This window comes from Streptomyces sp. NPDC059851 (genome assembly GCF_042732005.1).
GTDB lineage: Bacteria > Actinomycetota > Actinomycetes > Streptomycetales > Streptomycetaceae > Streptomyces.
In genome coordinates, this window is record NZ_JBHWJJ010000011.1 from 38,987 (window position 1) to 57,822 (window position 18,836).

Annotated in this window: 21 protein-coding genes; 12 read left to right on the plus strand and 9 right to left on the minus strand. The window is 68.8% G+C overall.

The genetic code is table 11. From position 1 onward, the window contains the following. The first annotated feature begins 89 nt into the window (after window positions 1-89). Both ACFV7Q_RS05675 and ACFV7Q_RS05680 read left to right on the plus strand, forming a co-directional pair. Window positions 90-2,000, plus strand: a complete 1,911-nt coding sequence (locus ACFV7Q_RS05675; protein ID WP_385423916.1) for a DNA/RNA non-specific endonuclease — start codon at window positions 90-92, stop codon at window positions 1,998-2,000. Between the two features lie 31 nt (window positions 2,001-2,031). Then, window positions 2,032-2,919, plus strand: coding sequence for a hypothetical protein (locus ACFV7Q_RS05680; protein ID WP_385423918.1), 888 nt, complete (start codon window positions 2,032-2,034; stop codon window positions 2,917-2,919). 37 nt (window positions 2,920-2,956) lie between these two features. Here the strand turns inward: ACFV7Q_RS05680 and ACFV7Q_RS05685 are convergent, their stop codons facing one another. The 3 genes from ACFV7Q_RS05685 to ACFV7Q_RS05695 all read right to left on the minus strand — a co-directional run bounded on the left by ACFV7Q_RS05685 (window position 2,957) and on the right by ACFV7Q_RS05695 (window position 4,795). Continuing rightward, entirely contained in the window at window positions 2,957-3,721 is a 765-nt protein-coding gene (locus tag ACFV7Q_RS05685) for a transposase (protein WP_385423920.1), read from the minus strand. Then, window positions 3,670-3,984, minus strand: coding sequence for a GNAT family N-acetyltransferase (locus ACFV7Q_RS05690; protein WP_385423922.1), 315 nt, complete (start codon window positions 3,982-3,984; stop codon window positions 3,670-3,672). Before ACFV7Q_RS05690 ends, ACFV7Q_RS05685 begins: the two co-directional genes overlap by 52 nt. Before the next feature lie 79 nt (window positions 3,985-4,063). Next, window positions 4,064-4,795 (minus strand): HAD family hydrolase, encoded by a 732-nt coding sequence (locus tag ACFV7Q_RS05695; RefSeq protein WP_385423924.1) that lies wholly within the window; start codon window positions 4,793-4,795, stop codon window positions 4,064-4,066. 403 nt (window positions 4,796-5,198) lie between these two features. On the opposite strand from ACFV7Q_RS05695, the gene ACFV7Q_RS05700 reads away from it, so the two are divergent. The 6 genes from ACFV7Q_RS05700 to ACFV7Q_RS05725 all read left to right on the plus strand — a co-directional run bounded on the left by ACFV7Q_RS05700 (window position 5,199) and on the right by ACFV7Q_RS05725 (window position 10,357). Further along, a complete protein-coding gene (locus ACFV7Q_RS05700; RefSeq protein WP_385423926.1) occupies window positions 5,199-6,617 on the plus strand; it encodes a cytochrome P450 in 1,419 nt (472 codons plus the stop codon). Between the two features lie 273 nt (window positions 6,618-6,890). Further along, entirely contained in the window at window positions 6,891-8,018 is a 1,128-nt protein-coding gene (locus ACFV7Q_RS05705; RefSeq protein WP_385424052.1) for a selina-4(15),7(11)-diene synthase, read from the plus strand. A gap of 23 nt (window positions 8,019-8,041) precedes the next feature. Next, window positions 8,042-9,409, plus strand: a complete 1,368-nt coding sequence (locus tag ACFV7Q_RS05710) for a cytochrome P450 (RefSeq protein WP_385423928.1) — start codon at window positions 8,042-8,044, stop codon at window positions 9,407-9,409. Beyond that, entirely contained in the window at window positions 9,348-9,650 is a 303-nt protein-coding gene (locus ACFV7Q_RS05715; protein ID WP_385423930.1) for a transposase, read from the plus strand. The genes ACFV7Q_RS05710 and ACFV7Q_RS05715 overlap by 62 nt, the downstream gene beginning before the upstream one ends. Window positions 9,651-9,779: 129 nt before the next feature. After that, the gene (locus tag ACFV7Q_RS05720) at window positions 9,780-10,091 is read left to right on the plus strand and encodes a hypothetical protein (RefSeq protein ID WP_385423932.1); all 312 of its coding nucleotides are present in this window, start codon (window positions 9,780-9,782) and stop codon (window positions 10,089-10,091) included. A gap of 29 nt (window positions 10,092-10,120) precedes the next feature. Then, window positions 10,121-10,357 carry a hypothetical protein gene (locus ACFV7Q_RS05725; RefSeq protein WP_385423934.1) on the plus strand — a complete coding sequence of 79 codons (237 nt, stop codon included), beginning with the start codon at window positions 10,121-10,123 and terminating at the stop codon, window positions 10,355-10,357. A 29-nt stretch (window positions 10,358-10,386) separates the two neighbouring features. Here ACFV7Q_RS05725 and ACFV7Q_RS05730 read toward each other — a convergent pair whose 3' ends face one another. Next, complete coding sequence (locus ACFV7Q_RS05730) at window positions 10,387-11,031, minus strand: hypothetical protein (protein WP_385423936.1); 645 nt, start codon at window positions 11,029-11,031, stop codon at window positions 10,387-10,389. Then, window positions 11,022-11,318 (minus strand): hypothetical protein, encoded by a 297-nt coding sequence (locus tag ACFV7Q_RS05735; RefSeq protein WP_385423938.1) that lies wholly within the window; start codon window positions 11,316-11,318, stop codon window positions 11,022-11,024. The genes ACFV7Q_RS05730 and ACFV7Q_RS05735 overlap by 10 nt, the downstream gene beginning before the upstream one ends. A 114-nt stretch (window positions 11,319-11,432) precedes the next feature. On the opposite strand from ACFV7Q_RS05735, the gene ACFV7Q_RS05740 reads away from it, so the two are divergent. Further along, a complete protein-coding gene (locus ACFV7Q_RS05740; RefSeq protein ID WP_385423940.1) occupies window positions 11,433-11,906 on the plus strand; it encodes a hypothetical protein in 474 nt (157 codons plus the stop codon). Between the two features lie 269 nt (window positions 11,907-12,175). Here the strand turns inward: ACFV7Q_RS05740 and ACFV7Q_RS05745 are convergent, their stop codons facing one another. Then, the gene (locus tag ACFV7Q_RS05745) at window positions 12,176-13,399 is read right to left on the minus strand and encodes a trans-sulfuration enzyme family protein (RefSeq protein WP_385423942.1); all 1,224 of its coding nucleotides are present in this window, start codon (window positions 13,397-13,399) and stop codon (window positions 12,176-12,178) included. 62 nt (window positions 13,400-13,461) lie between these two features. On the opposite strand from ACFV7Q_RS05745, the gene ACFV7Q_RS05750 reads away from it, so the two are divergent. After that, window positions 13,462-14,916, plus strand: a complete 1,455-nt coding sequence (locus tag ACFV7Q_RS05750) for a PLP-dependent aminotransferase family protein (protein ID WP_385423944.1) — start codon at window positions 13,462-13,464, stop codon at window positions 14,914-14,916. Window positions 14,917-15,612: 696 nt separating this feature from the next. Here ACFV7Q_RS05750 and ACFV7Q_RS05755 read toward each other — a convergent pair. Next, complete coding sequence (locus ACFV7Q_RS05755) at window positions 15,613-15,993, minus strand: TipAS antibiotic-recognition domain-containing protein (protein ID WP_385423946.1); 381 nt, start codon at window positions 15,991-15,993, stop codon at window positions 15,613-15,615. A gap of 122 nt (window positions 15,994-16,115) precedes the next feature. Here ACFV7Q_RS05755 and ACFV7Q_RS05760 point away from each other — a divergent pair, with 122 nt between their 5' ends. After that, the gene (locus ACFV7Q_RS05760; protein WP_385423948.1) at window positions 16,116-16,355 is read left to right on the plus strand and encodes a hypothetical protein; all 240 of its coding nucleotides are present in this window, start codon (window positions 16,116-16,118) and stop codon (window positions 16,353-16,355) included. A gap of 14 nt (window positions 16,356-16,369) precedes the next feature. Here the strand turns inward: ACFV7Q_RS05760 and ACFV7Q_RS05765 are convergent, their stop codons facing one another. Further along, window positions 16,370-16,816 carry a ribosome-inactivating family protein gene (locus ACFV7Q_RS05765; protein WP_385423950.1) on the minus strand — a complete coding sequence of 149 codons (447 nt, stop codon included), beginning with the start codon at window positions 16,814-16,816 and terminating at the stop codon, window positions 16,370-16,372. Between the two features lie 722 nt (window positions 16,817-17,538). Between ACFV7Q_RS05765 and ACFV7Q_RS05770 the strand changes: the two genes are divergently transcribed. After that, complete coding sequence (locus ACFV7Q_RS05770; protein ID WP_385423952.1) at window positions 17,539-18,444, plus strand: aminotransferase class IV; 906 nt, start codon at window positions 17,539-17,541, stop codon at window positions 18,442-18,444. Here ACFV7Q_RS05770 and ACFV7Q_RS05775 read toward each other — a convergent pair. Beyond that, window positions 18,413-18,709 carry a hypothetical protein gene (locus ACFV7Q_RS05775; RefSeq protein WP_385423954.1) on the minus strand — a complete coding sequence of 99 codons (297 nt, stop codon included), beginning with the start codon at window positions 18,707-18,709 and terminating at the stop codon, window positions 18,413-18,415. The two genes, ACFV7Q_RS05770 and ACFV7Q_RS05775, sit on opposite strands and share 32 nt — an antisense overlap. Window positions 18,710-18,836 lie beyond the last annotated feature (127 nt).

Genomic DNA, 18,836 nt, shown 5'->3' on the forward strand with positions numbered 1-18,836 from the left:
AGTCAGATGTCGCTCGGGTCGACTTCCTACCGAAAGAAGACATGATTTCGCCACGCTGGAGACGAATACTTCCTGGTCTCCTCCTCGCATTGAGCATCACCGCTACCGGCACCGCCGCCGCCGACGGCACGGCGCCGACGGCGCAGGCGTCCCCCCGCAAGGGGGCCAGCGCCGACCCGAACGGTCTGACCGGCGTTCCCACCCCCGGCAAGACCCAGCCCGCCAAGGTGACTCCCGGGGAGAACTGCGAGCCCACGCCCGCCGGCTCCCCCGAGCGCAAGGCGGGAGCCGTGCAGGGCTGTGTCACCACGATCGCCACGCCGGCGGCCCCGGCCGGGCGGAAGTTCCTCGCCGCGGCACCGCCGGCGGCGCCCGCGGCCGCCGCCGACACGGGCAGCTGCACGCTCGCAGCCCCCCGGACGTGGTACCACAACCGCTTTGCCTACTGCGTCCACGGCCTGACCGTGCAGTACACGCTCAAGGACAGCAACGGGAAGGTGGTCGGCACCGGAACGCTGGACGTTTCGAGCAGCGCCGTCCTGCCCGCCAAGGGCACCACGTGGAGCGAATTCGTCAGGGTGACCATGACCGGTGCGACCGGGGCCGTCAACGCCCTGAGCGTGCGGTTCAAGCCTGCCTGCTCGGCCGGTTGCAAGGTCACCAAGTCTCCCCGGTGGACGGGTAAGACCATAATCAAGGACCAGGTCCTCGCCGGCGACGTGGTCTACGAATCCACGCCGGCTCCCGGCACGAAGGTCGACTTCACGACGTCGTACGAGTTGTACGTGATGTCTCCCGGCGCCCAGATCGTCGACCCGAGCGCATCCTGGAGCAACCCGGAGAAGATCCGCTGCGACGACGCCGTCCGGGACACGACCGCCACCGGCACGCCCGACCCCGGCTGCGTCGTTCCCGGCGTCATGCCGATCGTCAAGATGAGCGACCAGCCGGCCCCCCAGGGCGCAGGGGCCGCTGCGGCCGGCTACCTGTGGGCCCAGAGCAACCTCGCCGGCTGGGGGCGCGACAAGCCGCTGACCCGGGCGAAGGGTGACGTAGCCGGCCGGACGGCTCGGACCTGCGGAACCTTCCAGGCCCGCACGGACCTCGTTGCGAACGACAGCTGCGGCGGGTTCCCCTTCGCAGAAACCCATGAAGGAGGAACCGACGGCGCTCAGTGCGCCGAGATCCTCCCGCGTCACAGCACCCGCGGTGGTTGGGTCACCGATGTGCTGGACGGCGGCACGAGCAGCCCTTGCGTGCGCGCCCACGTCCCGCTCGCGGACAAGCAGGCTGGTGGGGCCCAGCTCGCCGAAGGCTTCGAGAACCAGCGAGTGGTGGACGACGAAAAGTTCAAGGTGGAGATATCCGGTTCGATCGCCGAGCCGCAGGCCGTTTGCCGTCAGCGCGCTCCCGCTGGATCGGTCCCTTCCGGCAACGGGTGGATCAAGAACACCACCGAACCGGTCAAGCACGTCAACAAGGACACCAACCCACAGGGGCCGGCCGGTGATCGAGCGGCCGCGGCCCAGGCGTGCCTGGGTATCAAGCCCCCGAAGGGTACCGAGGCGGAGGGGGACATCACCGGTTGGGCGGACGCCGACGTGTTCCGCAAGTCCATCGGCTCCTCAGCCGGGCTCGCCCGGTGTCATCTGATACCCAACGTCCTCGGTGGCAAGGGCGGGAAGAACGACGGCGGACCGGTCAATCTCGTCCCCTGCTGGCAGTCAGGGATGAACACCGGAACGCCCAGCATGCGGACCTACGAGGCCGTGGCCCAAAAGGCGGTGAGGGAGGTCAAGGACGGCGGCATCCTCGGGCCGAACGACGCGATCTTCTACCAGGTGACGCCCAAGTACAAGAACGGCGACAGCACGATTCCCGAGGGGGTCACGATGAGCGCCAGGGTTGAGCGGTCGGACGGAACGTCGCAGCCGCTGTTCCCCGACATCTACATCACCAACACCCAGAAGAACACCGGACAGCACAACCTCGGAAACTAACCTCACCTGATTCGAGCCATCGGGAGCCAGAATGATCCGTACCACGCCGCCGCGGCCGATCGACGTCACCGTGGTCTTTCCTCAACTGGCCCCGCTGGCACGTCCGGCGATCCGGCTGCATCCACGCCCCGGGTCTCCGACACCGCACGACAGTTCGGTCGGCGGGCCCCTGCTGTGGCCCGCCGACGAGCCGTGGCCGCACTGCGCAGAGCCACACGGGTGGCTGGAAGAAGGCCTGAACGCCATGCTGCCCGTGGCCCAGCTGTACGTGCGCGACATACCCCTGCTGCAACCGCCCGGGCAGGCCGATGTACTCCAGGTGTTGTGGTGCCCCTTCGAGCACGAACCGGACTACAAGCCTCCGACCGTGCTGTTCTGGCGATCCGCTGCCGAGGTCACCGACGTCCTCGCCGAGGCGCCGGAGCCGATCGAGGAGGAATACGACGGCTACAGACCGGAGCCGTGCGTGCTCGCGCCGGAGCAGATCACCGAGTACCCCAATCCCATGGACCTGAGCAAGGAGCTACAGCAGCAGCTCGGAGACTGGAACAACTGGCAGGCGGCCGGAGCCGCTGTGGACGGCTCCTGTGCCCCCTACCCCGATTCGTACTACGGGAGCGAGCTTTCCCTCGCCCCGGGCTGGAAGGTCGGCGGCTGGCCCCGTTGGGGCCTCACCGATCCCATCGCCCGCTTCTGCACCGCCTGCGACGCCAAGATGGTCCCGCTGCTGACCATCGCGTCCAGCGAATGGGACAGCAGCAACACGGGTTGGGTCCCGTACGAGGACCAACACCTCGCCTCCGTCGATGACGCGAGTGTGGCGAACCCGCCCGGGGTCCAGGTTTCCAGGGGCAACCGCCTGCAGCTCTACGTCTGCCCGGAGTCCCCGGAGCATCCGCATACCGACCTGATCCAGTGAGTCCTTGCGGACGTTCCCCCGAGGCTGCTATGTCATGTCAAGCCGCTTGAGCCGTCCCTTCCGCGTCCGGCTGATTCCTTCGTTCGAGCATCCTGAAGATCTGCCGGCAGACGTTGCGCTTGAGGCACCGCTGCGCGTCACGAGGGCTCTTCCCCTCGCTGACGCGGCGGGCGACGTACGCCTTCGTCGAGGGGTCCAGCCGCATCCTGATCAAGGTGATCGTGTGCATCGCCCGGTTCAGCTGTCTGTCGCCGCCCCTGTTCAGCCGGTGCTTGTTGGTCAGGCCCGACGAGGCCGGGATCGGGGCGACGCCGGCGAAGGAGGCGAAGGCGGCCTCGGAGCGGAACCTGCCCGGATGTGACCAGCTGACCAGGATCTGGGCTGCGGTGATCGGACCGAATCCCAGCGATTTCCGTAGTTCAGCGGCCTGTTGACGGACGAGCTGGAGGAGTTCGTGCTCCAGCTCGCGAGCCTCGGCCTGGAGGTGCCGGATGCGCTGGGCGGTGGAACGCAGGGCGCGGATGGTCATGCGGTGCTCGGTGGACAGCGCAGGGCGGTCGCGAAGACCGGCACAGCGTGTGATCCGTGCTGGTCGGCTGAGGCGGCGCAGTTCGGCACGGAGGTCATCCGGCGCGGAGACGATCAGTGCCTTGAGCTGGTTGATGGCCGCGGTGGAGGCGTGCACGGCGCCCTGCCGGGTGGCCAGCAGCACACGCATCGCCTCGCGCTCTCCGCGGCTTCGGGGCTGGATTACGTGCTCGGTGGCCAGGGCCTCGCGGGCTGCGCGGATGGCGTCCAGCATGTCGGTCTTGCGTCCTCCGCGGACCGGCGGACGCTTGGGGCGGCAGACTCGATCAGCATCCGCGCCACGCCCCGCCCGCGTGCCGCCTCGTCGACGAAGAGGTCCTGGAGGTAGCAGCTGTCTTCCATCCAGAACGTCGGGTGGAACAGATAGTGCGCGATGCCGACCAGCTTCCCTTGCGACCAGGCGCCGATGCCGTGGAAGTCGGTGCCGCCGCCCCGTAGCCGCTGCCAAGTCTGCTCGTAGCCCTCGTCCGGCACCACGGTGCGGTAGAACGCCTGTAACCGCGCGCCAGCGCCTCCCAGGCGGCGCGATCCTCGTCGCGCAACGAACCAATGGTGATCACGTCTGCCCCTCCTCCCTCGCGAGCCTCAACTGGTCTGCCGATCTGCGGGACTCCGTTCCGGAGTCGCCGTGGCGGGCGGTGCCGTTGCCCGTACGCCTGCGGGGCGCCACCAGCAGGCTGAGCACGTCGTACGGACGCGCCGCGACCGGGTGGTCCCCGGCACGGACACCGGCGCGTACACCCCACCCGGCGTGCACTCCCAGCGATCCCGCGGCGTTGGCGCAGGCGAGGTCCACTTCGGCGTCACCCACATAGGCAGTTGCCTCGGCCGGAACCCCGAGCTGCCGTAGTGCCAGCAACAACCCGTCCGGCGCCGGCTTGGGCCTGTCTACTTCGTCGCCTGCGATGACCACGTCGAATCGAGCGTCGATTCCGGCGGCAGCGAGCATGCTCAAGGCCACTCGCCGGGTGGCCGCCGTGAACACGCCCAGCCGCATGCCCGCACCGGCGACTTCGTCGAGCAGGGCCGGTACGCCGGGGAACGGCCGCAGTTCGGCGACGGCCGGATCCAGGTGAGCGTGGAAGCACTCGACCTCGGCGGGGCCGCAGGTGCGGCCGAGGAAGTGCGCGAGAACCAGCTCTGTGTGGCCGATGTGCCAGCCGGCGACCACCTCATCCGGCGAGACCGGCGGGCCGTCGAGCGAGCGAATCGCATCGGCGTACGCGCGGGACACCGTGGGGACGCTGTCCACAAGCGTCCCGTCCATGTCGAACACAACTGCACGCATGACTCAGGATCCTGCCCACGTCGCCACGTCCGACGCCAGGGCCACTTCCCAAACACTGGCTACGTGTAGCGAGCGCTATGTGGCGGAAATGCCGCCGTGGCTCAGCCGTCGCGTCAGTGCCGGTGGCCTTGGCAGGGGGTGGCGCCGGCCCCTCCGGGCCGCTGGAGGGGGGCACGCGACCTCCCGAACCGCAGGGCAGCGCCGGGATCAGGAGGCCTCGCTGGTCCCACCCTGCATGGCCGAATCGGTCCGTCGTTATGCTGCGTCTGGGTCCGGATCTTGTACAACTGCACTGGTGTGGTTGTCGGATCAGCGCCAATGACACTGTGAGCGCGGATGCCGGCATCTCCGGCTACGGGGTTGCGTGTCCACCGTCTCAATCAGCCGCGGCTTCGGAGGCCCTGTGAGTACCCTGCGTCCAGATCACCCCAGCGACGGTTCCGCGCTTGCGCCGCCTCCGGGCTGTCCTGCGCACGGCCACCCGGCTTTGGGTGCTCCTGGCATCCCTCGGATCCACGGCCCCGAGGCGGAGCGCAACCCTGCAGCATTCTACGAGCGGCTGCGCCAGGAGCACGGGGCGGTGGCACCGGTTCTGCTCCATGGCGATCTGCCGGCATGGCTGGTCCTGGGGCACCGCGAGAACCTTGACGTCATGCGGACCCCGTCGCTGTTCTCCCGCGATTCGCGACGGTGGCGGATGTTCCAGGAAGGAAGGGTCGCCCCGAACTCGCCGCTGGGCCCGACGCTCACCTGGCAGCCGGTGTGCGTTTTCGTTGACGGCGATCAGCATCAGCGACTGCGCGGCGCCGTGACGGACAGCCTGGCCAAGGTCGACCGCCGCGGCGTTCGCCGGTACGTCGTACGGCACACGCAGCAGCTGGTCGCGGCGTTCGCGGCATCCGGCGAAGCCGACCTGATCCCGCAGTACGCCGAAAAGCTTCCCATGCTGGTCATGACGCAACTGCTGGGCATGCCCGACCGGTACGGGCCGCACCTGGTGAGTGCCTGCTTGGACCTGATGAAGGGAAGCCCGACTGCTCTCGCCAGCAACCAGTTCCTCGTCGACACGCTGCAGGAAATGGTCCAGCAGAAGCACCGAACGCCCGGCCGGGACTTTGCCAGCTGGCTGATCGGGCACGAAGCCAAGCTGACGGACGAAGAGGTGCTTGAGCACCTGCGGCTCGTGCTGGTAGCGGCGAACGAGACGACAGTCAACCTGATCGCGAACACCCTGCGACTGGTGCTGACCGACCGCCGCTTCCGAGCAAGCCTGGCCGGCGGCCACATGACCTTGCCCGACGCCCTGGAACAGGTGCTTTGGGACACACCGCCACTCTCGGTCGTCCCGGGTCGGTGGGCGACCGGCGATACGGTCCTTGGGGGCCAGCAGATCAAGGCGGGCGACATGCTACTGCTCGGCGTGGCCGCCGGGAACGTCGACCCCGAAATCCGGCCAGATATCTCCGTCCCTGTTCTCGGGAACCGGTCCCACCTGGCATTCAGCAGCGGGCCGCACGAGTGTCCGGGTCAGGACATCGGAAGGGCCATCGCGGACGCGGGCATCGACACCCTCCTTTCGCTGCTGCCCGGTCTGGAGCTCCGCGTCCCCGAAGAGCAGCTCACCACGAGCACGTCCTGGGTTTCGCGGCGGGTCGAGACCCTGCCCGTCAGGTTCCAGCCACGACGCCCTCCTGCTGCCACCACTCCCGTAGAACAGCTCCGGGGCCGACAGCTCACTGTCGCCACCACGGCTGCTTTCGCCCCCACCGCGGCCCGGCCCGCGCGCCGTCCCTGGTGGAAGTCGTTGCTCCCCCGGCGCTAACCAGCCGGGCTCCTGACCCAGCGTCCCGTGCCACCTCAGGTAGGCCGCTGGCAGGTAACAGCGCCATGAACATGAGGCTTTGGTGAACGGGGAGCGGGCAACTCCGTTCGATGCGTCATGGACATGACCTCTTGGATCGTCCAATTCCGGTGGGTACCATGCGCCGGAATGATGATCACTCTTGCAAGGCGTGGAGCGTGCCTCAGGCATGGCTCCACGCCGCCTTCATGTGGGGTGGGAGTGGCTCGAACGAACGGCTGAGAGGTGATCGAACTGAGGCACGCGCCTGGGCTCATAGTGCCCCCCATCTACGCCCCCATTCCGCCGGCCATCCACCCACGGCACACGGTGATCGAAGTCCAGACCGCCGCATGGGCCGAAAGGTTCCAGCTCGGCTCCGAGGACCTGCGCGCCAGACTCCTCAGCCACAACATCGGAGCGTTCTCGGCGCGGATCCTGCCCGAGGGCCGCGAGGAAGTCGTTTCCCTCCTCGCCGACTTCGTGCTGTGGTTGTTCGCCGTCGACGACGGCTGCTGCGAGGAGGGAGCCCCCGGGACGAGCCCCGGACAGCTGGCCGGCATCTCTCACCGACTTCTGCGCGTGGCGCAGAGTCCGGCAGCCCCGCTGCTCCTTGATGACCCTCTCGCGCAGGGGCTTCGAGACCTGTCGCGCAGGGTCTCTCGCTACGGCACCGTGGGACAGACGGCGCGCTGGATCGACTCGCTTCGCGAGTATTTCTTCGCAGTGGTCTGGGAGGCGGCCCACCGTGGGGAAGGCACCGTTCCCTCACTCAACGACTACACCCTGATGCGCCTCTACGACGGCGCGACCACGGTGGTCTTCCCACTTCTGGAGATGGGGCACGGGTATGAGCTGAGTGCGCACGAACGGGACCATCCGGCTGTCCGCGCGGCCGCCGAGATGGCCTCGTTCATCATCACCTGGGACAACGACATCCTCTCCCATCACAAGGAGAGCAGGGGAACCGGCTACTACCTCAACGTCCTGCGGGTGCTGCAGCAGGAGTACGCCATGACCAGCGAGCAGGCCCTGGCTGTCGCGATCGACCAGCGAGACCGGGTGATGTGCCTGTTCCTGCGCCTGTGGAAGTCTCTGCTCGATAGGGCCAGCCCACAGCTACGGCTGTACCTCCAGTCCCTCGGGTCCTTCATCCGAGGCTCTCAGGACTGGGGTATCACCTCTCAGCGCTACACCACACCCGAGGATCCTGCGGCACTGCCCACGCGGTTCCGAGACACACCGACCAACGACAGCCGCCAGCCTCTGGACATCCCGGCCATCTCTTGGTGGTGGGGCCTGCTGCCCACCGACCCCGAGGGGCAGCACGACGCTCGGCACAGCGCTCCGCCACACACCCAGCTCGCCCACACCACAGCCTAGAGGACCAGAGGAAAGGATTCGGCGTGGCACTCGCCCTCAAGGAAGTCCCAAAAGCCCCAGGAAGGATGCCGCTTCTCGGACATGCAGCGGCGCTCGGACGCCAGCCCTTGGCGTTCCTGCGGTCGCTCCGAAGCGTCGGCGACCTGGTACGAGTGGACTTGGGCACCATGCCGGTGTACGTCGTCACCAGTGCAGAACTCGTGCGTGAGGTGACCGTCACGCAAGCACGCGCCTTCGAGAAGGGCCGCTTGTACGACCGGGTGCGGCCACTGGTCGGCAACGGCCTGGCCACTGCCGGTGGCGAGGTACACCGACGTCACCGACGCCTGATCCAGCCCATGTTCCATCAGACGCGCATCGCCGGCTACGCGGACACCATGAGCAATCGGGCTCGGGCCCTTGCCGACTCCTGGTCGCCCGGCCAGATCATCGCTGTCGAACAGGTGATGGGCGAGTTGGCCATCGAGATCCTGGCCGAGACCATGTTCTCCACGGACATCGGAGGTCCGGCGGTCGAGGCAGTGCGCCGGGACTTGCCCGTGATCCTCAAGAACATGCTGCTCAGGGCTGCGTCCCCGAAGCTGCTTGATCATCTGCCCATTCCTGCCAACCGCGCGTTCGACGCGGCGTCCCGCTCCATGCGCCAAGTGATCGATGACGTGATCGCTGGAACCCGTCGGTCCGGGCCCTCCCATCAGGGGGACCTGCTGTCCGTTCTGCTCGACGCGCGGGACGCCGACACTGGAGAGGCCCTCAGCGACGAAGAGGTACGCGACGAGCTCGTGACGATCCTCTTCGCAGGCACGGAGACCACGGCCTCCACCCTCAGCTGGGCCTTTCATGAGATCGCCCGGCATCCCGAGGTGGAGAAGCAGTTGCTCGCCGAGGTTGACGAGGTTCTGGCCGGCCGGTCGGCGACCATGGAGGATGTGCCGCGTCTGGCTGGGGTCAGGCGCGTTCTGGACGAGGTCATCCGCCTCCATGGAGTCACGCTGCTGATGCGCCGCACCACCCAGGAGGTATCCCTCGGCGGCTTCACCGTCCCTGCTGGCACAGAGGTAGCCTTCAGCCTCTACGCCCTTCACCGTGACCCCGCGTTGTATGAGGACCCCGACTCGTTCGACCCCGACCGATGGCTGCCTGACCGGCGAAAGGCTCCACGCGAGGCCTTCGTGCCATTCGGGGCGGGAACCCGTCGGTGCATAGGCGATGCGTTCGCCTGGACTGAGGCCACCATCGTCCTGGCGACAGTCCTGGCCCGCTGGCAGCTACGGCCGGCCCCCGGGCATACTCCCAAGGAAGCAGCCTCCGCGATGGCCCACCCCGATCATGTGCCGATGGAGGTTGTCCCCCGCGGTGTGCCGCTGCCCGCCCGCCGCGTTGGTGGTTGACACCGGATACGGCGCGAACGCCGACTTCCGCCACGGCCTGGAGGACCGCAGACTGACCGCGGTCTTCCAGGCGAAAGCCGAAATGACCGCCCACGGGCAGGACGCAGAACCGCACCAGCCGGCATTCCCCCCGGCACGGGCCAGACCGTCCGGGTGGGAGTCTGCGCGGACCGCCTCCGGCTGTGTGAGACCGCAACAGCCTGATCGAGTTGCGGCACCGGGCCATCGGAATCAGCGTTGAAACGGAAGGCAACCGTCGCGGCCAGCAGTTCGGCTGCACATAAGGCTCGATCGCGAGTGCCTCGGGTGGCGGAACTCTGGGAACGGCGACATGCGCCGATCCGGACGTCCACACACCCAGGAGACAACGATGGCCACTCAGACGTTTTCCTACTACTTCGTGCAGAACCTGCCCCCGGGGTACCGGGGAGAGGTCACGTGGGGCCCTCATTCGTTCTTCGACCAGGGCACCTTCACCGTGTCCGCCCACCCGGTCACCGACTTCCGGCAGACCCTCTACTGGCTGACGTTCGACGACGTCTCGGTGGGCAAGAAGGACATCGGCTCCGGGGACATCAGCAATGTCCAGTCCTACCTCTGGGCGAAGGCGAGGAACAGCGGGCTCGGCGGGCAGGGGACCGTCAAGTCCTACACCGCCTACCTCACCCGTACCACCGCCTGACCGCGCCCGAGATCGCTGGAGGGATCGGCATGCGCGTTTCTGTCGTACACGACGAGCAGGGATTCATTTCCGCCCTCGCGGCGTCCCCTCCCGGCGCACCGGTGGCGAGCCTCGTGCCGCAGGCGGGTGAACGCGTGACGGAGTTGGACGTCCCGGAGGTCAGCGCCGACGGCGACCCCCAGGAGATCGTCGGACGCCTGACGGACGTGGTCGAGAACTACCGCGTCGACACGGGCACCCGGTCACTCGCTCCCAAGCAGGCTTGAGAGGGCGGTTCGCAAGGGAGATCCGTTTCTCAGGTGAAGGCGATGGCTGCTCCGGTCGAGATCGAGAGTTTCGCAGCCCGGAGGAGTTGCAGGCATACATAGGACTCGACGCCGTACCGCTGCCACCCCTCGGTGGCCGGCTTCACGGCATCGGCGGCGTCGAAGACCTCTTCGGAGTGCGGATCGAGGTCTTCTGGTAGACCGAGGGCTTCAGCGAGTCGACGGGTTTCCGCCAGCAGTCGCACCGAAGAGCCCAGATAGCCGCCCGGTGCCTTTTTGTCGGTGATCACGTGGGCGAAGTCGACGGGGACGTAGTAGCCCTCGCAGTCCGAATGATGGACCAGGTGGTCGAACGGTCCAGGAGGATCAGTCGGGAGAGCTTCGTACACCTTGCTCAGGAGCGGGTCGTCAGTCGCCCGCTCGGTCCCGTGCAACGGCTCGGGCAGGCGCCCGTCCGCTGCGAGGTGGACGGCGAGACGGCGAACCGTGTGCAAGCCCGAGTAGCCCCACGCCTCGAACCCCGCACCCTCCCCCTCATTCAGGGCGGGCTCGGTCCACGGTCGCGCTCCCGTACGCTCCAGTAGCCCGCCGATCGCGACGAAGTCAGCGAGGACCATCTCGGTGTAGTCGTCCTCGGCGTCGACGAGCACACCGACGACTATGTTCAACCCCATGACCCGATCTTGTCATCGGCCATCGGACGACCACGCCTTGCCTTGCTGCCGGGGCGCGCTGCCTGGCCGTAGGCGTCGGCGCCCGGCAGGCCGTCGCCGCGCAGCGGGCCGAAGACGACGGCCGGGTGCGGGTCGTGCGGCCTCGGGTTGGATGTCGATTTCGTGGTTGCAGTAGTCGCCATCACGTTGCGGCCCGCCGCCCCGAACAGGGCGTAGATGTGCACGTACTGCTTCGGCTTGGCGGGCCGGTAGGAGGTCAGGGTCTTTCCGTTCTCGATCCTGGGCATCAGGTCGAAGCCCAGGAGATGAGCCAGGTGAAGACGGGGAAGTCTTCATGGGGACCTTCAATTGAAGCCGCGCGCATAGAGTGGGGTCTTCGATGGAGTGGCAGGGGTGGGGGCGTGGGAATCACCGTCCAGTGGATACGGACGTCCTGGACGAAGCAGTCCCGCGGAGGAGCGGCCGCCGCCCGTAGGAACGCGGCCCCGGTCGGCTTCACCGTCCCGTATCTGCCGCCCTCGTTCGCCCACGTGGTCCGCATGCATGAGCGGGACGGCTTCGAGCCCCATGGCGTCGCGGAACACCTGGGCGAGGTCGACGTCCAGCTTCGCGAAGACGACGGCCGGTTGCGCGTCCTGCCCCAAGTGCAGTCCCTGTTCGCCATACCACCTCGGCCGCGACGGCCCCCGGCAGTGCGCCTCGCCTCCGGCCAGTGGGTCCGCTGGCAGCTCAACTACCGTTTCAGTAGCGCGGCGGGCGTGCGGGACTGGTCGTACTGGCTGGACACCTTCAACATCGCCCATGGCCCGGTGGATGCCGACGTGTTCTTGTCGGAGCCCACTGTCCACGTTGACGAGCAAGGGCCGCTCCGGTAGCTCCGGCACTGGTGATCACGCATCAGCGGGTCGACGTCCTGCTCGGGGATGACCCGGGGCACCTTCTGCGGGTCTGGGTCAGGCCATCCGGTCGTTGAGGCGGAGGAAGGGTCCGACGACCGAGGAGGGCCGGCCGCGCCCCGGGTCTGGGGCTGCACGGGCGTCGGCACGGTGTGCACCGGACGCCTCGGAGCCGTCTGCCCACTGGCGGGCTGATCGTCGCGGTGCCCGGCGAGCGGGCCGGGGAACGCGCGGGCCGAACGCCGGGCCTACGGGAGCTTGGCCAGGGCCTGTTCGAGGTCCGCCCACAGGTCCTCGACGTGCTCGATTCCGACGGAGACCCGGACGGTGCCCGGTCCTATGCCCGCTGCCTCAAGTGCGTCGGCGTCCAACTGGCGGTGCGAGGTGGAGGCAGGGTGCATGACGAGGGTCTTCACGTCGCCGAGCGAGGCGCTGAGCGAGGCCAGCCGGACGGCCTCGACGAAGATCCGGCCGGCCTCGCGGCCGCCTACGAGGTCGAAGGAGACGACTCCTCCGCCGCCCCGGGGCAGCAGCCGCGTCGCCACCTCTCGGTCGGGGTGTCCCACGAGGGCAGGGTGCCGGACGGCGGCAACCGCCGGGTGGGCGGCGAGCCGTGCGGCGAGCTCGGCGGCGTTGGCGCACTGCCGCTCGATGCGCAGGGGCAGCGTCTGCAGGCCGCGCAGGGTCAGCCAGGCGGCGAACGGGTCGGTGGTGGCGCCCTGCTCCACCGCGTGGTGGCGGATGGCCCGGTACAGCTCCTCGTCCTTGAAGACGGCGATACCGCCGAGGACGTCGGCGTGACCGGCGAGGTACTTGGTCGCCGAGTGCACGACGATGTCGGCGCCGTACTCGATCGGCCGGCACAGCAGCGGTGAGGCGAAGGTGTTGTCGACGGCGGTCGGGACGCCGGCCTCGCGAGCGGCGCCGATCAGTGCGGGCAGGTCGGAGACCCGGGTGGTGGGGTTGGCGATGGTCTCCAGGTAGAGGAGTCGGGTCTCGGGGCGCAGCGCGGCCCGCACCTCGTCGGGGTCAGTGCCGGAGACGTACGTGACCTTCACGCCCCAGCGGGCGGTGAGGTCGGCGAGCAGGGCGTACGTACCGCCGTAGAGGCAGCGCTGGGCGATCACGTGAGCGCCGCCGGCGAGCAGGCCGAGCAGGACGCCGTTGATGGCGCCCATCCCGGAGGCGTAGGAGAGCGCGGCGGCACCTCCCTCCAAGCGGGCGACGGCCGTCTCCAGGGCGCGGACGGTGGGGTTGCCCATGCGGCTGTAGAGGAAGGTGTCGGTCGAGTCGAACGCCTGGGCCATGGCGTCGGCGGTCTCGAAGGCGAAGACGTGCCCCTGGTGGAGGGGGACGCCGAGCGGCCTGCTGCCCCGGATCTCCGGCTGCGGGGAGTGGACGGCGAGGGTCTCGGGGTGACGGGTCGGGGCAGAGGGGTGTGCGGCAGCGGAAGGGTGTGTGTCGGTGCTCATGCTTCCAGTCTGCGAACGGGGAGTTGCGATGACAGGACCAATCCCGGCAGATTGGTCTGCCGATGGAGCCAATCACGCTGGACGACCTCGTCGCCCGTCTCGGCCGCTGGTCGGCCGGCCGGGGACCGCTCTACCTCCTCCTCGCCGCCCGGATACGGCAGTTGGTCGACGAGGGGGTCCTACCCGCGGGCACACCGCTGCCGCCGGACCGGCGGCTCGCCGCCGCGCTCGCAGTGGGGCGTACGACGGTGGTATCGGCGTACGAGACGTTGCGCCAAGAAGGCCGCCTGATGCGACGTCAGGGAAGCGGTACGCGCGTGGCACCGGCGGTCCTGGCCCCGGCGGAGCAGCGGGTGACGGAGACCTCCAACCCGATGTTCCTGCACCTCCTCGACCCCTCCGGCCAGGACGGGGTGATCCTCATGAGCTGCGCCGCGCCCGCCGGTCCGCCGCCCGATCTCGCCGAGGCGTACGGGCGGCTCGTCCTCCCGGGCGACGACCTGGGCTACCACCCGGCCGGTCTGCCCGCACTGCGCGGGGCGGTCGCGCGGCGCTACGAGCGGCGCGGTGTGCCGACCTCCGCTGCGCAGGTCCTGGTCACCTCCGGCGCCCAGCAGGCGATCGCGTTGCTCACCCGGCTGCTGCTCGCGCCCGGCGACGGGGTGCTCGTGGAGGCGCCGACCTATCCCGGTGCGCTCGACCTGTTCCGGGAGGCGGCGGCGGTGCCGTGTCCGGTGCGGGTGGGGCCGGACGGAATCGACGTGCCGGAGGCGATCCGGGTGATGGAGCGTCACCGTCCCCGGCTGGCGTACGTGATACCGCGCTTCCAGAACCCGACGGGCTCCGTACTGCCCCCGCTGGCCGGGCGGCGCCTGGTGGAGGCGGCGGAGGGGTACGGTCTGCCGCTGGTCGAGGACGAGGTGCTCGCCGACCTCGGCTTCGGCGACGTCCCGGAGCAGCTGCCGCTGTCCTCGTACGGCTCCGAGGTGATCGCCGTCGGTTCACTCAGCAAGGCGGTCTGGGCCGGCCTGCGGATCGGCTGGGTCCGGGGCCCGGCTCCGCTGGTGGCCCGGCTCGCCCGGCTGAAGGCGATCCATGATCTGGGCAGTGACGTTCCGGCGCAGCTGGCCGCCGTCCGGCTGCTGGAGGGCTTCGGGCCGCTGCTGCGCCGCCACGTGCGGGAGCTGCGGGCCGGCCACGACCGGCTGCGGGCCGAGCTCGCCCGCCGGCTGCCCTCCTGGAGCTGCCCGCCGGCCGAGGGCGGCCAGACGCTGTGGGTACGGCTCCCGTACGGCGACGGGGTCGCCTTCGCGCAGGTCGCGCTGCGCCACGGGGTGGCCGTGCTGCCCGGCTCGACGATGGACGCCCTCGGCGGCAGCACCCGCATGCTGCGACTGCACTTCCTCCTCCCGCCGGACGTGCTCTCGGAGGCGGTACGCAGACTCGCGGAGGCATGGGCCGAGTACGCGCCCGTGCCTGGGGCCCGGACCGCCGCCCTGAACGCGATCACCGTCTGAAGGATGCGGCAAAGGTCGGCGGTTGCAAGCGGTTGACGTGTGGCGGAGGGAACCGGGGCCGCCCCGAACCGCCGGCACTCCCCCCGACGCATCAGCGCCGGCAGCGGCGCGTGGGCATCCTGCTGCCGGAGCGCAACCGTCGTGAAGCCGCCCTCACCCCCATGAGCGAGGTGCTGCCGCAGGCCGAGTCCGCGAAGGAACGTTGGCCGGCGCGGCGGCACACCACTTCTTCCACAGCAGGCTCGGGCATCGCGCGGAGGTCCGTTCCGGGTGCGAGCGGCTCCGGCGGGACCGCATGCCCGCGCACGGCGATGCCGCCACGGCGATCACGAACAGCCGGAGGCCGGAGTTCACCCGCGGCGTACAGCGCCACGCGAACTCCCCCGGGCCCAACCTCGCTGGCGCACGGGCCGGTCCTGACATCGCCCGGGACGGGCCGGTGGGTGCGCGGTGACGGCCACGTACCGAGGGTCGTGTCGACGGGGAAATCGGCGGTGGGGAAGCAGGGCGCGGCGCGTGCCACGGCTGGTTCGCCGGCCCTGGCCTTGTCGGCCGGCGTCCTGTGGATCGGCTGACGATCCGGCCGCGCGGGGCTGGCCGGATCGTGTTTCAGGTTGTGCCTCAGGTGAGCCGCGTTTGAAAGACGCCGCCCGGCCCCATCCCCAACCGGCAAGATCACGATCTGCAGCTGGAGTGCTACGAGGGGAAGCCGACTCCCCGTTCGGCGAATATCCTCATCGCCTCACCCAGGAATTCCACCATCCTGGGATGGTAGGAGTTGTGAAACTCCCTCATGGTGTCGTCTTCCGCATAGAAGAGTGCCATTCCGACGTACGCCTTCCTGCTGGGGGCGTAAAATCGGCAGGCTATGCCGAAATGCCGGCCGACGAGCTCCTGGATCTGGGGATCCCCGGGCAGGGAGCCGTCCAGGCGGGCCGCGATCTCCCGGTACAGCACGTCCCAGTCCTGGTGGACCTGAGGCTTGTCGACGTGCTCCCAGTTGTTGGTGTCGGCAAGGCTCTTCGCCTGCTCTTCGGCCAACGACCGACGACACTCTTCCTCGTACTGATTCCCCATGGCACCAATTCTCTTGTCCGGCTGCCGATCCAGGCGAACAGTGACACGGGCCCACCGGATCGGCAAGCTATTTACTTGAGCGGATCAGTCGATTCGTCAAGGGCATCCAGAAGAGTCTCCGCATGCAGCTCAAGTCGCTTCCCTGGCGGGACATCCCGCTCCTGGGTCGGACGAAGGAGACCGGCCACGGGCGCTGCGAGACGCTTCCCAGCTGCGGACCGGCAACGCGCCACGCGATGACCGCCTGGCGGAACCTCGCCATCGGCGCCCTGAGGCCGAACGGCGTCACCGACGTCGCCACCGCCCTCCGCCGCAACGCCCGTGATCCACGACGCCCACTGGCCCTCCTCGGCCTCGCGTGATCACAAAACGGACATCAGGTGACTGCGCCGAAGCCCTGGGGTGCCGCGGCAGACAGTCGGCCGCCGGTCATCCAAATGCGTGCCATCACATCGGCCAGGGCTGGGTATCTGGCGGCTTCGCAGATCATTTCGGAGAGCACGAGCATTCCGTGTGCGGTGAACTTCGGATCGCAGTTCCGGTGCAGCGAGACAACCGCGTTGCCCAGCGGTCGGCGCCCCAGGAGGATTCCCAAACGCCGGACGGCGGCGGCCGTCTCCAGGTCGGAGCGGCCTCCGGCGAACGGCAGGACTTCGGCTCGGCGGATCCCCGGCGGCACGATGGAGTCCTGCACGTGACGGACGCACGCTTCCGGCGGTGCCTCTCCGTCCTCGAAAGTGTTGCGGAATCCTACGATGCGCATGCGGGCGTTCTGCAGGCGGAGCTCGATGTAGAGCTCGATGGACGAACCCCTCAGCCTCATACGCACGGGTAGGTACGCCATTTCCTCGGGCCGTCGCGAGGCACCGCCGAAGAAGCCCTGAGCATCCTCCGCCCTCGACCGAATGGTCGACGTCAGGAGCTGGTACTCATCCCACGGAGGCGTGCGCCGGGGAAAACGACACGGGTTTCAGCACGGCGGCCCCCATCAGGGACGGCCGCCGAACACAGTTCCCTCCTGTGGTGATCTGACCGCGATCGGTTCGATCCTGCTGCATTCACGCATACGCATCCACCGCCTTCGACAATCATCCCCACGCAGGGTTCGGGTCAGTTCCGTCCTTTCTAGTCGACCTGTCGGCGGGCGGGCCAATAGTTCGCCTCTCATGCTAAGAAATCGGCCGTGTCTGCCGGCCCGCCCCCGGGGTACGGAGGCGTTCGGGCTGTCGCACTGGCGGGCCGCGTGTAGCGGGTAGCGGGTAGCGGGTAGCGGGACGACGGTTGCGAGGGAACCGACCCGGGGCGGGCGCGGGGTCAGTACGAACAGCCTCGCCACCTGCCCGGCCCGGCGGCGCGGGCACTCGAAGACTGCGGCACACCCCACCCACCTCTTGAAATTGACTCTGATTGTGACTGCCTTGACAAGCGCGACTCGTGAAATTTAGGATCCGGTCCAGGCTCTACGTGAGCCCGCGTTCAGTGTCGCCGAGAGGGGTACGCGTGTCTTCCGAATACGGGCGTTTGATTTGGCGCAACGGCACTTTCATGCCGTGGGAAGAGGCGACGGTCCACATCAGTTCCGTCGGGCACGCCTCGGTATCGGCCGCCTTCGAAGGCGTGCATTCCTACTGGAGCGGCACGCGCGGCACGCTGCACGGATTCCGGCTCCGCGATCACATGCAGCGGCTGCTGGACTCGCTCCGGCTGAGCTGGCTGGAGCCCGAGTTCGACGCGGACGCGCTCGTCGCGGCCACCGTCGAGCTGCTCGCTTCGTGGGGGACCAGCGGCAAGGACCTCTACGTGCGCCCGTGGGGCTTCGCCGGAGGGACGCACAAGGAACAGATGGTGCCGCGCGGCACACCGGCGGAGATCGCCATCGAGACCTGGGAGTTCGAGAGCAAGCTCGGCCGGGGACGCACCTGCACGCTCGCCGTCAGCTCCTGGCCCCGCTTCAATCCCGGTGCCTCACCGGCGTCGATGAAGGTGTTCTCGAACTACCACAACGGCAGGCTGGGCAACATCGACGCCCGTGCCCGCGGCGCCGACTGGCCCGTTTTCCTCAACGGCGCGGGCAACGTCACCGAGTCGTCCGGCTCGTGCATCGCCCTGGTGAAGGGCGGCCGGATCATCACCCCGGACCTGGCCAGCGGCGTCCTGGACAGCATCACCCGCAAGACCCTGTTCCAGCTCGCCGAGGAGGAACTCGGCCTGTCGGTCGAGGTCCGGCCCGTGGAACGGACGGAGCTGTACCTCGCCGACGAGATCTTCCTGATGGGGACCGCGGCCGAGGTACTGCCCGCCGTGGAGGTCGACGGCTTCCCCCTCGGTGACGGCAAGACCGCGGGGGAGATCACGCGGGCGCTGGAATCCTGCTACCACGACACGGTCCGCGCCGTCACCGGCAAGCACGACGAGTGGCTCACGCCGGTTCCGGCGGCGCCGGCACGCTGAAGCGCGGTTCGGCCGTACGGATGCGAGCTGCGTAGAGCGCCGGGTCGAGGCCCAGCACACGGAAGCCCGCCAGTCGTACGAGCAGCACCGGATGTGCCCCGCGGCGGTACAGGGCGGCGACGTCGCCCCGTAGCAGCTCGTCGCGCTCCTCCGCGGTCAGCGGGCGGCGCGCGAGCTCCCGCCGCGGGTCCGCGCGCAGCCGTTCCAGGGTTCCCGGCTCGTGCGCGATGTCGTAGCAGAGACGATCGATCGCATGGACGCCCATCAGTCGGTCCTTTCGTCCTCTTCTTGACGTGTTGTTCTTCGTGCGGCGTGTCCGCCGCCCGTGTCCTTCCCCCCCGCACGCCTGCTCCTCGGCTCCGGAACGCGTCCACCGCGTTCCGGAGCCGCAG

Excerpts from the sequence above, each read along its gene's own strand:
- ACFV7Q_RS05680 (WP_385423918.1), top strand. The coding sequence starts at position 2,032 with ATGATCCGTACCACGCCGCCGCGGCCGATCGACGTCACCGTGGTCTTT.
- ACFV7Q_RS05685 (WP_385423920.1), bottom strand. The coding sequence starts at position 3,721 with ATGCTGGACGCCATCCGCGCAGCCCGCGAGGCCCTGGCCACCGAGCAC.
- ACFV7Q_RS05695 (WP_385423924.1), bottom strand. The coding sequence starts at position 4,795 with ATGCGTGCAGTTGTGTTCGACATGGACGGGACGCTTGTGGACAGCGTC.
- ACFV7Q_RS05715 (WP_385423930.1), top strand. The coding sequence starts at position 9,348 with ATGTGCCGATGGAGGTTGTCCCCCGCGGTGTGCCGCTGCCCGCCCGCC.
- ACFV7Q_RS05720 (WP_385423932.1), top strand. The coding sequence starts at position 9,780 with ATGGCCACTCAGACGTTTTCCTACTACTTCGTGCAGAACCTGCCCCCG.
- ACFV7Q_RS05725 (WP_385423934.1), top strand. The coding sequence starts at position 10,121 with ATGCGCGTTTCTGTCGTACACGACGAGCAGGGATTCATTTCCGCCCTC.
- ACFV7Q_RS05730 (WP_385423936.1), bottom strand. The coding sequence starts at position 11,031 with ATGGGGTTGAACATAGTCGTCGGTGTGCTCGTCGACGCCGAGGACGAC.
- ACFV7Q_RS05735 (WP_385423938.1), bottom strand. The coding sequence starts at position 11,318 with ATGCCCAGGATCGAGAACGGAAAGACCCTGACCTCCTACCGGCCCGCC.
- ACFV7Q_RS05745 (WP_385423942.1), bottom strand. The coding sequence starts at position 13,399 with ATGAGCACCGACACACACCCTTCCGCTGCCGCACACCCCTCTGCCCCG.
- ACFV7Q_RS05750 (WP_385423944.1), top strand. The coding sequence starts at position 13,462 with ATGGAGCCAATCACGCTGGACGACCTCGTCGCCCGTCTCGGCCGCTGG.
- ACFV7Q_RS05755 (WP_385423946.1), bottom strand. The coding sequence starts at position 15,993 with ATGGGGAATCAGTACGAGGAAGAGTGTCGTCGGTCGTTGGCCGAAGAG.
- ACFV7Q_RS05760 (WP_385423948.1), top strand. The coding sequence starts at position 16,116 with ATGCAGCTCAAGTCGCTTCCCTGGCGGGACATCCCGCTCCTGGGTCGG.
- ACFV7Q_RS05765 (WP_385423950.1), bottom strand. The coding sequence starts at position 16,816 with ATGAGGCTGAGGGGTTCGTCCATCGAGCTCTACATCGAGCTCCGCCTG.
- ACFV7Q_RS05770 (WP_385423952.1), top strand. The coding sequence starts at position 17,539 with ATGCCGTGGGAAGAGGCGACGGTCCACATCAGTTCCGTCGGGCACGCC.
- ACFV7Q_RS05775 (WP_385423954.1), bottom strand. The coding sequence starts at position 18,709 with ATGGGCGTCCATGCGATCGATCGTCTCTGCTACGACATCGCGCACGAG.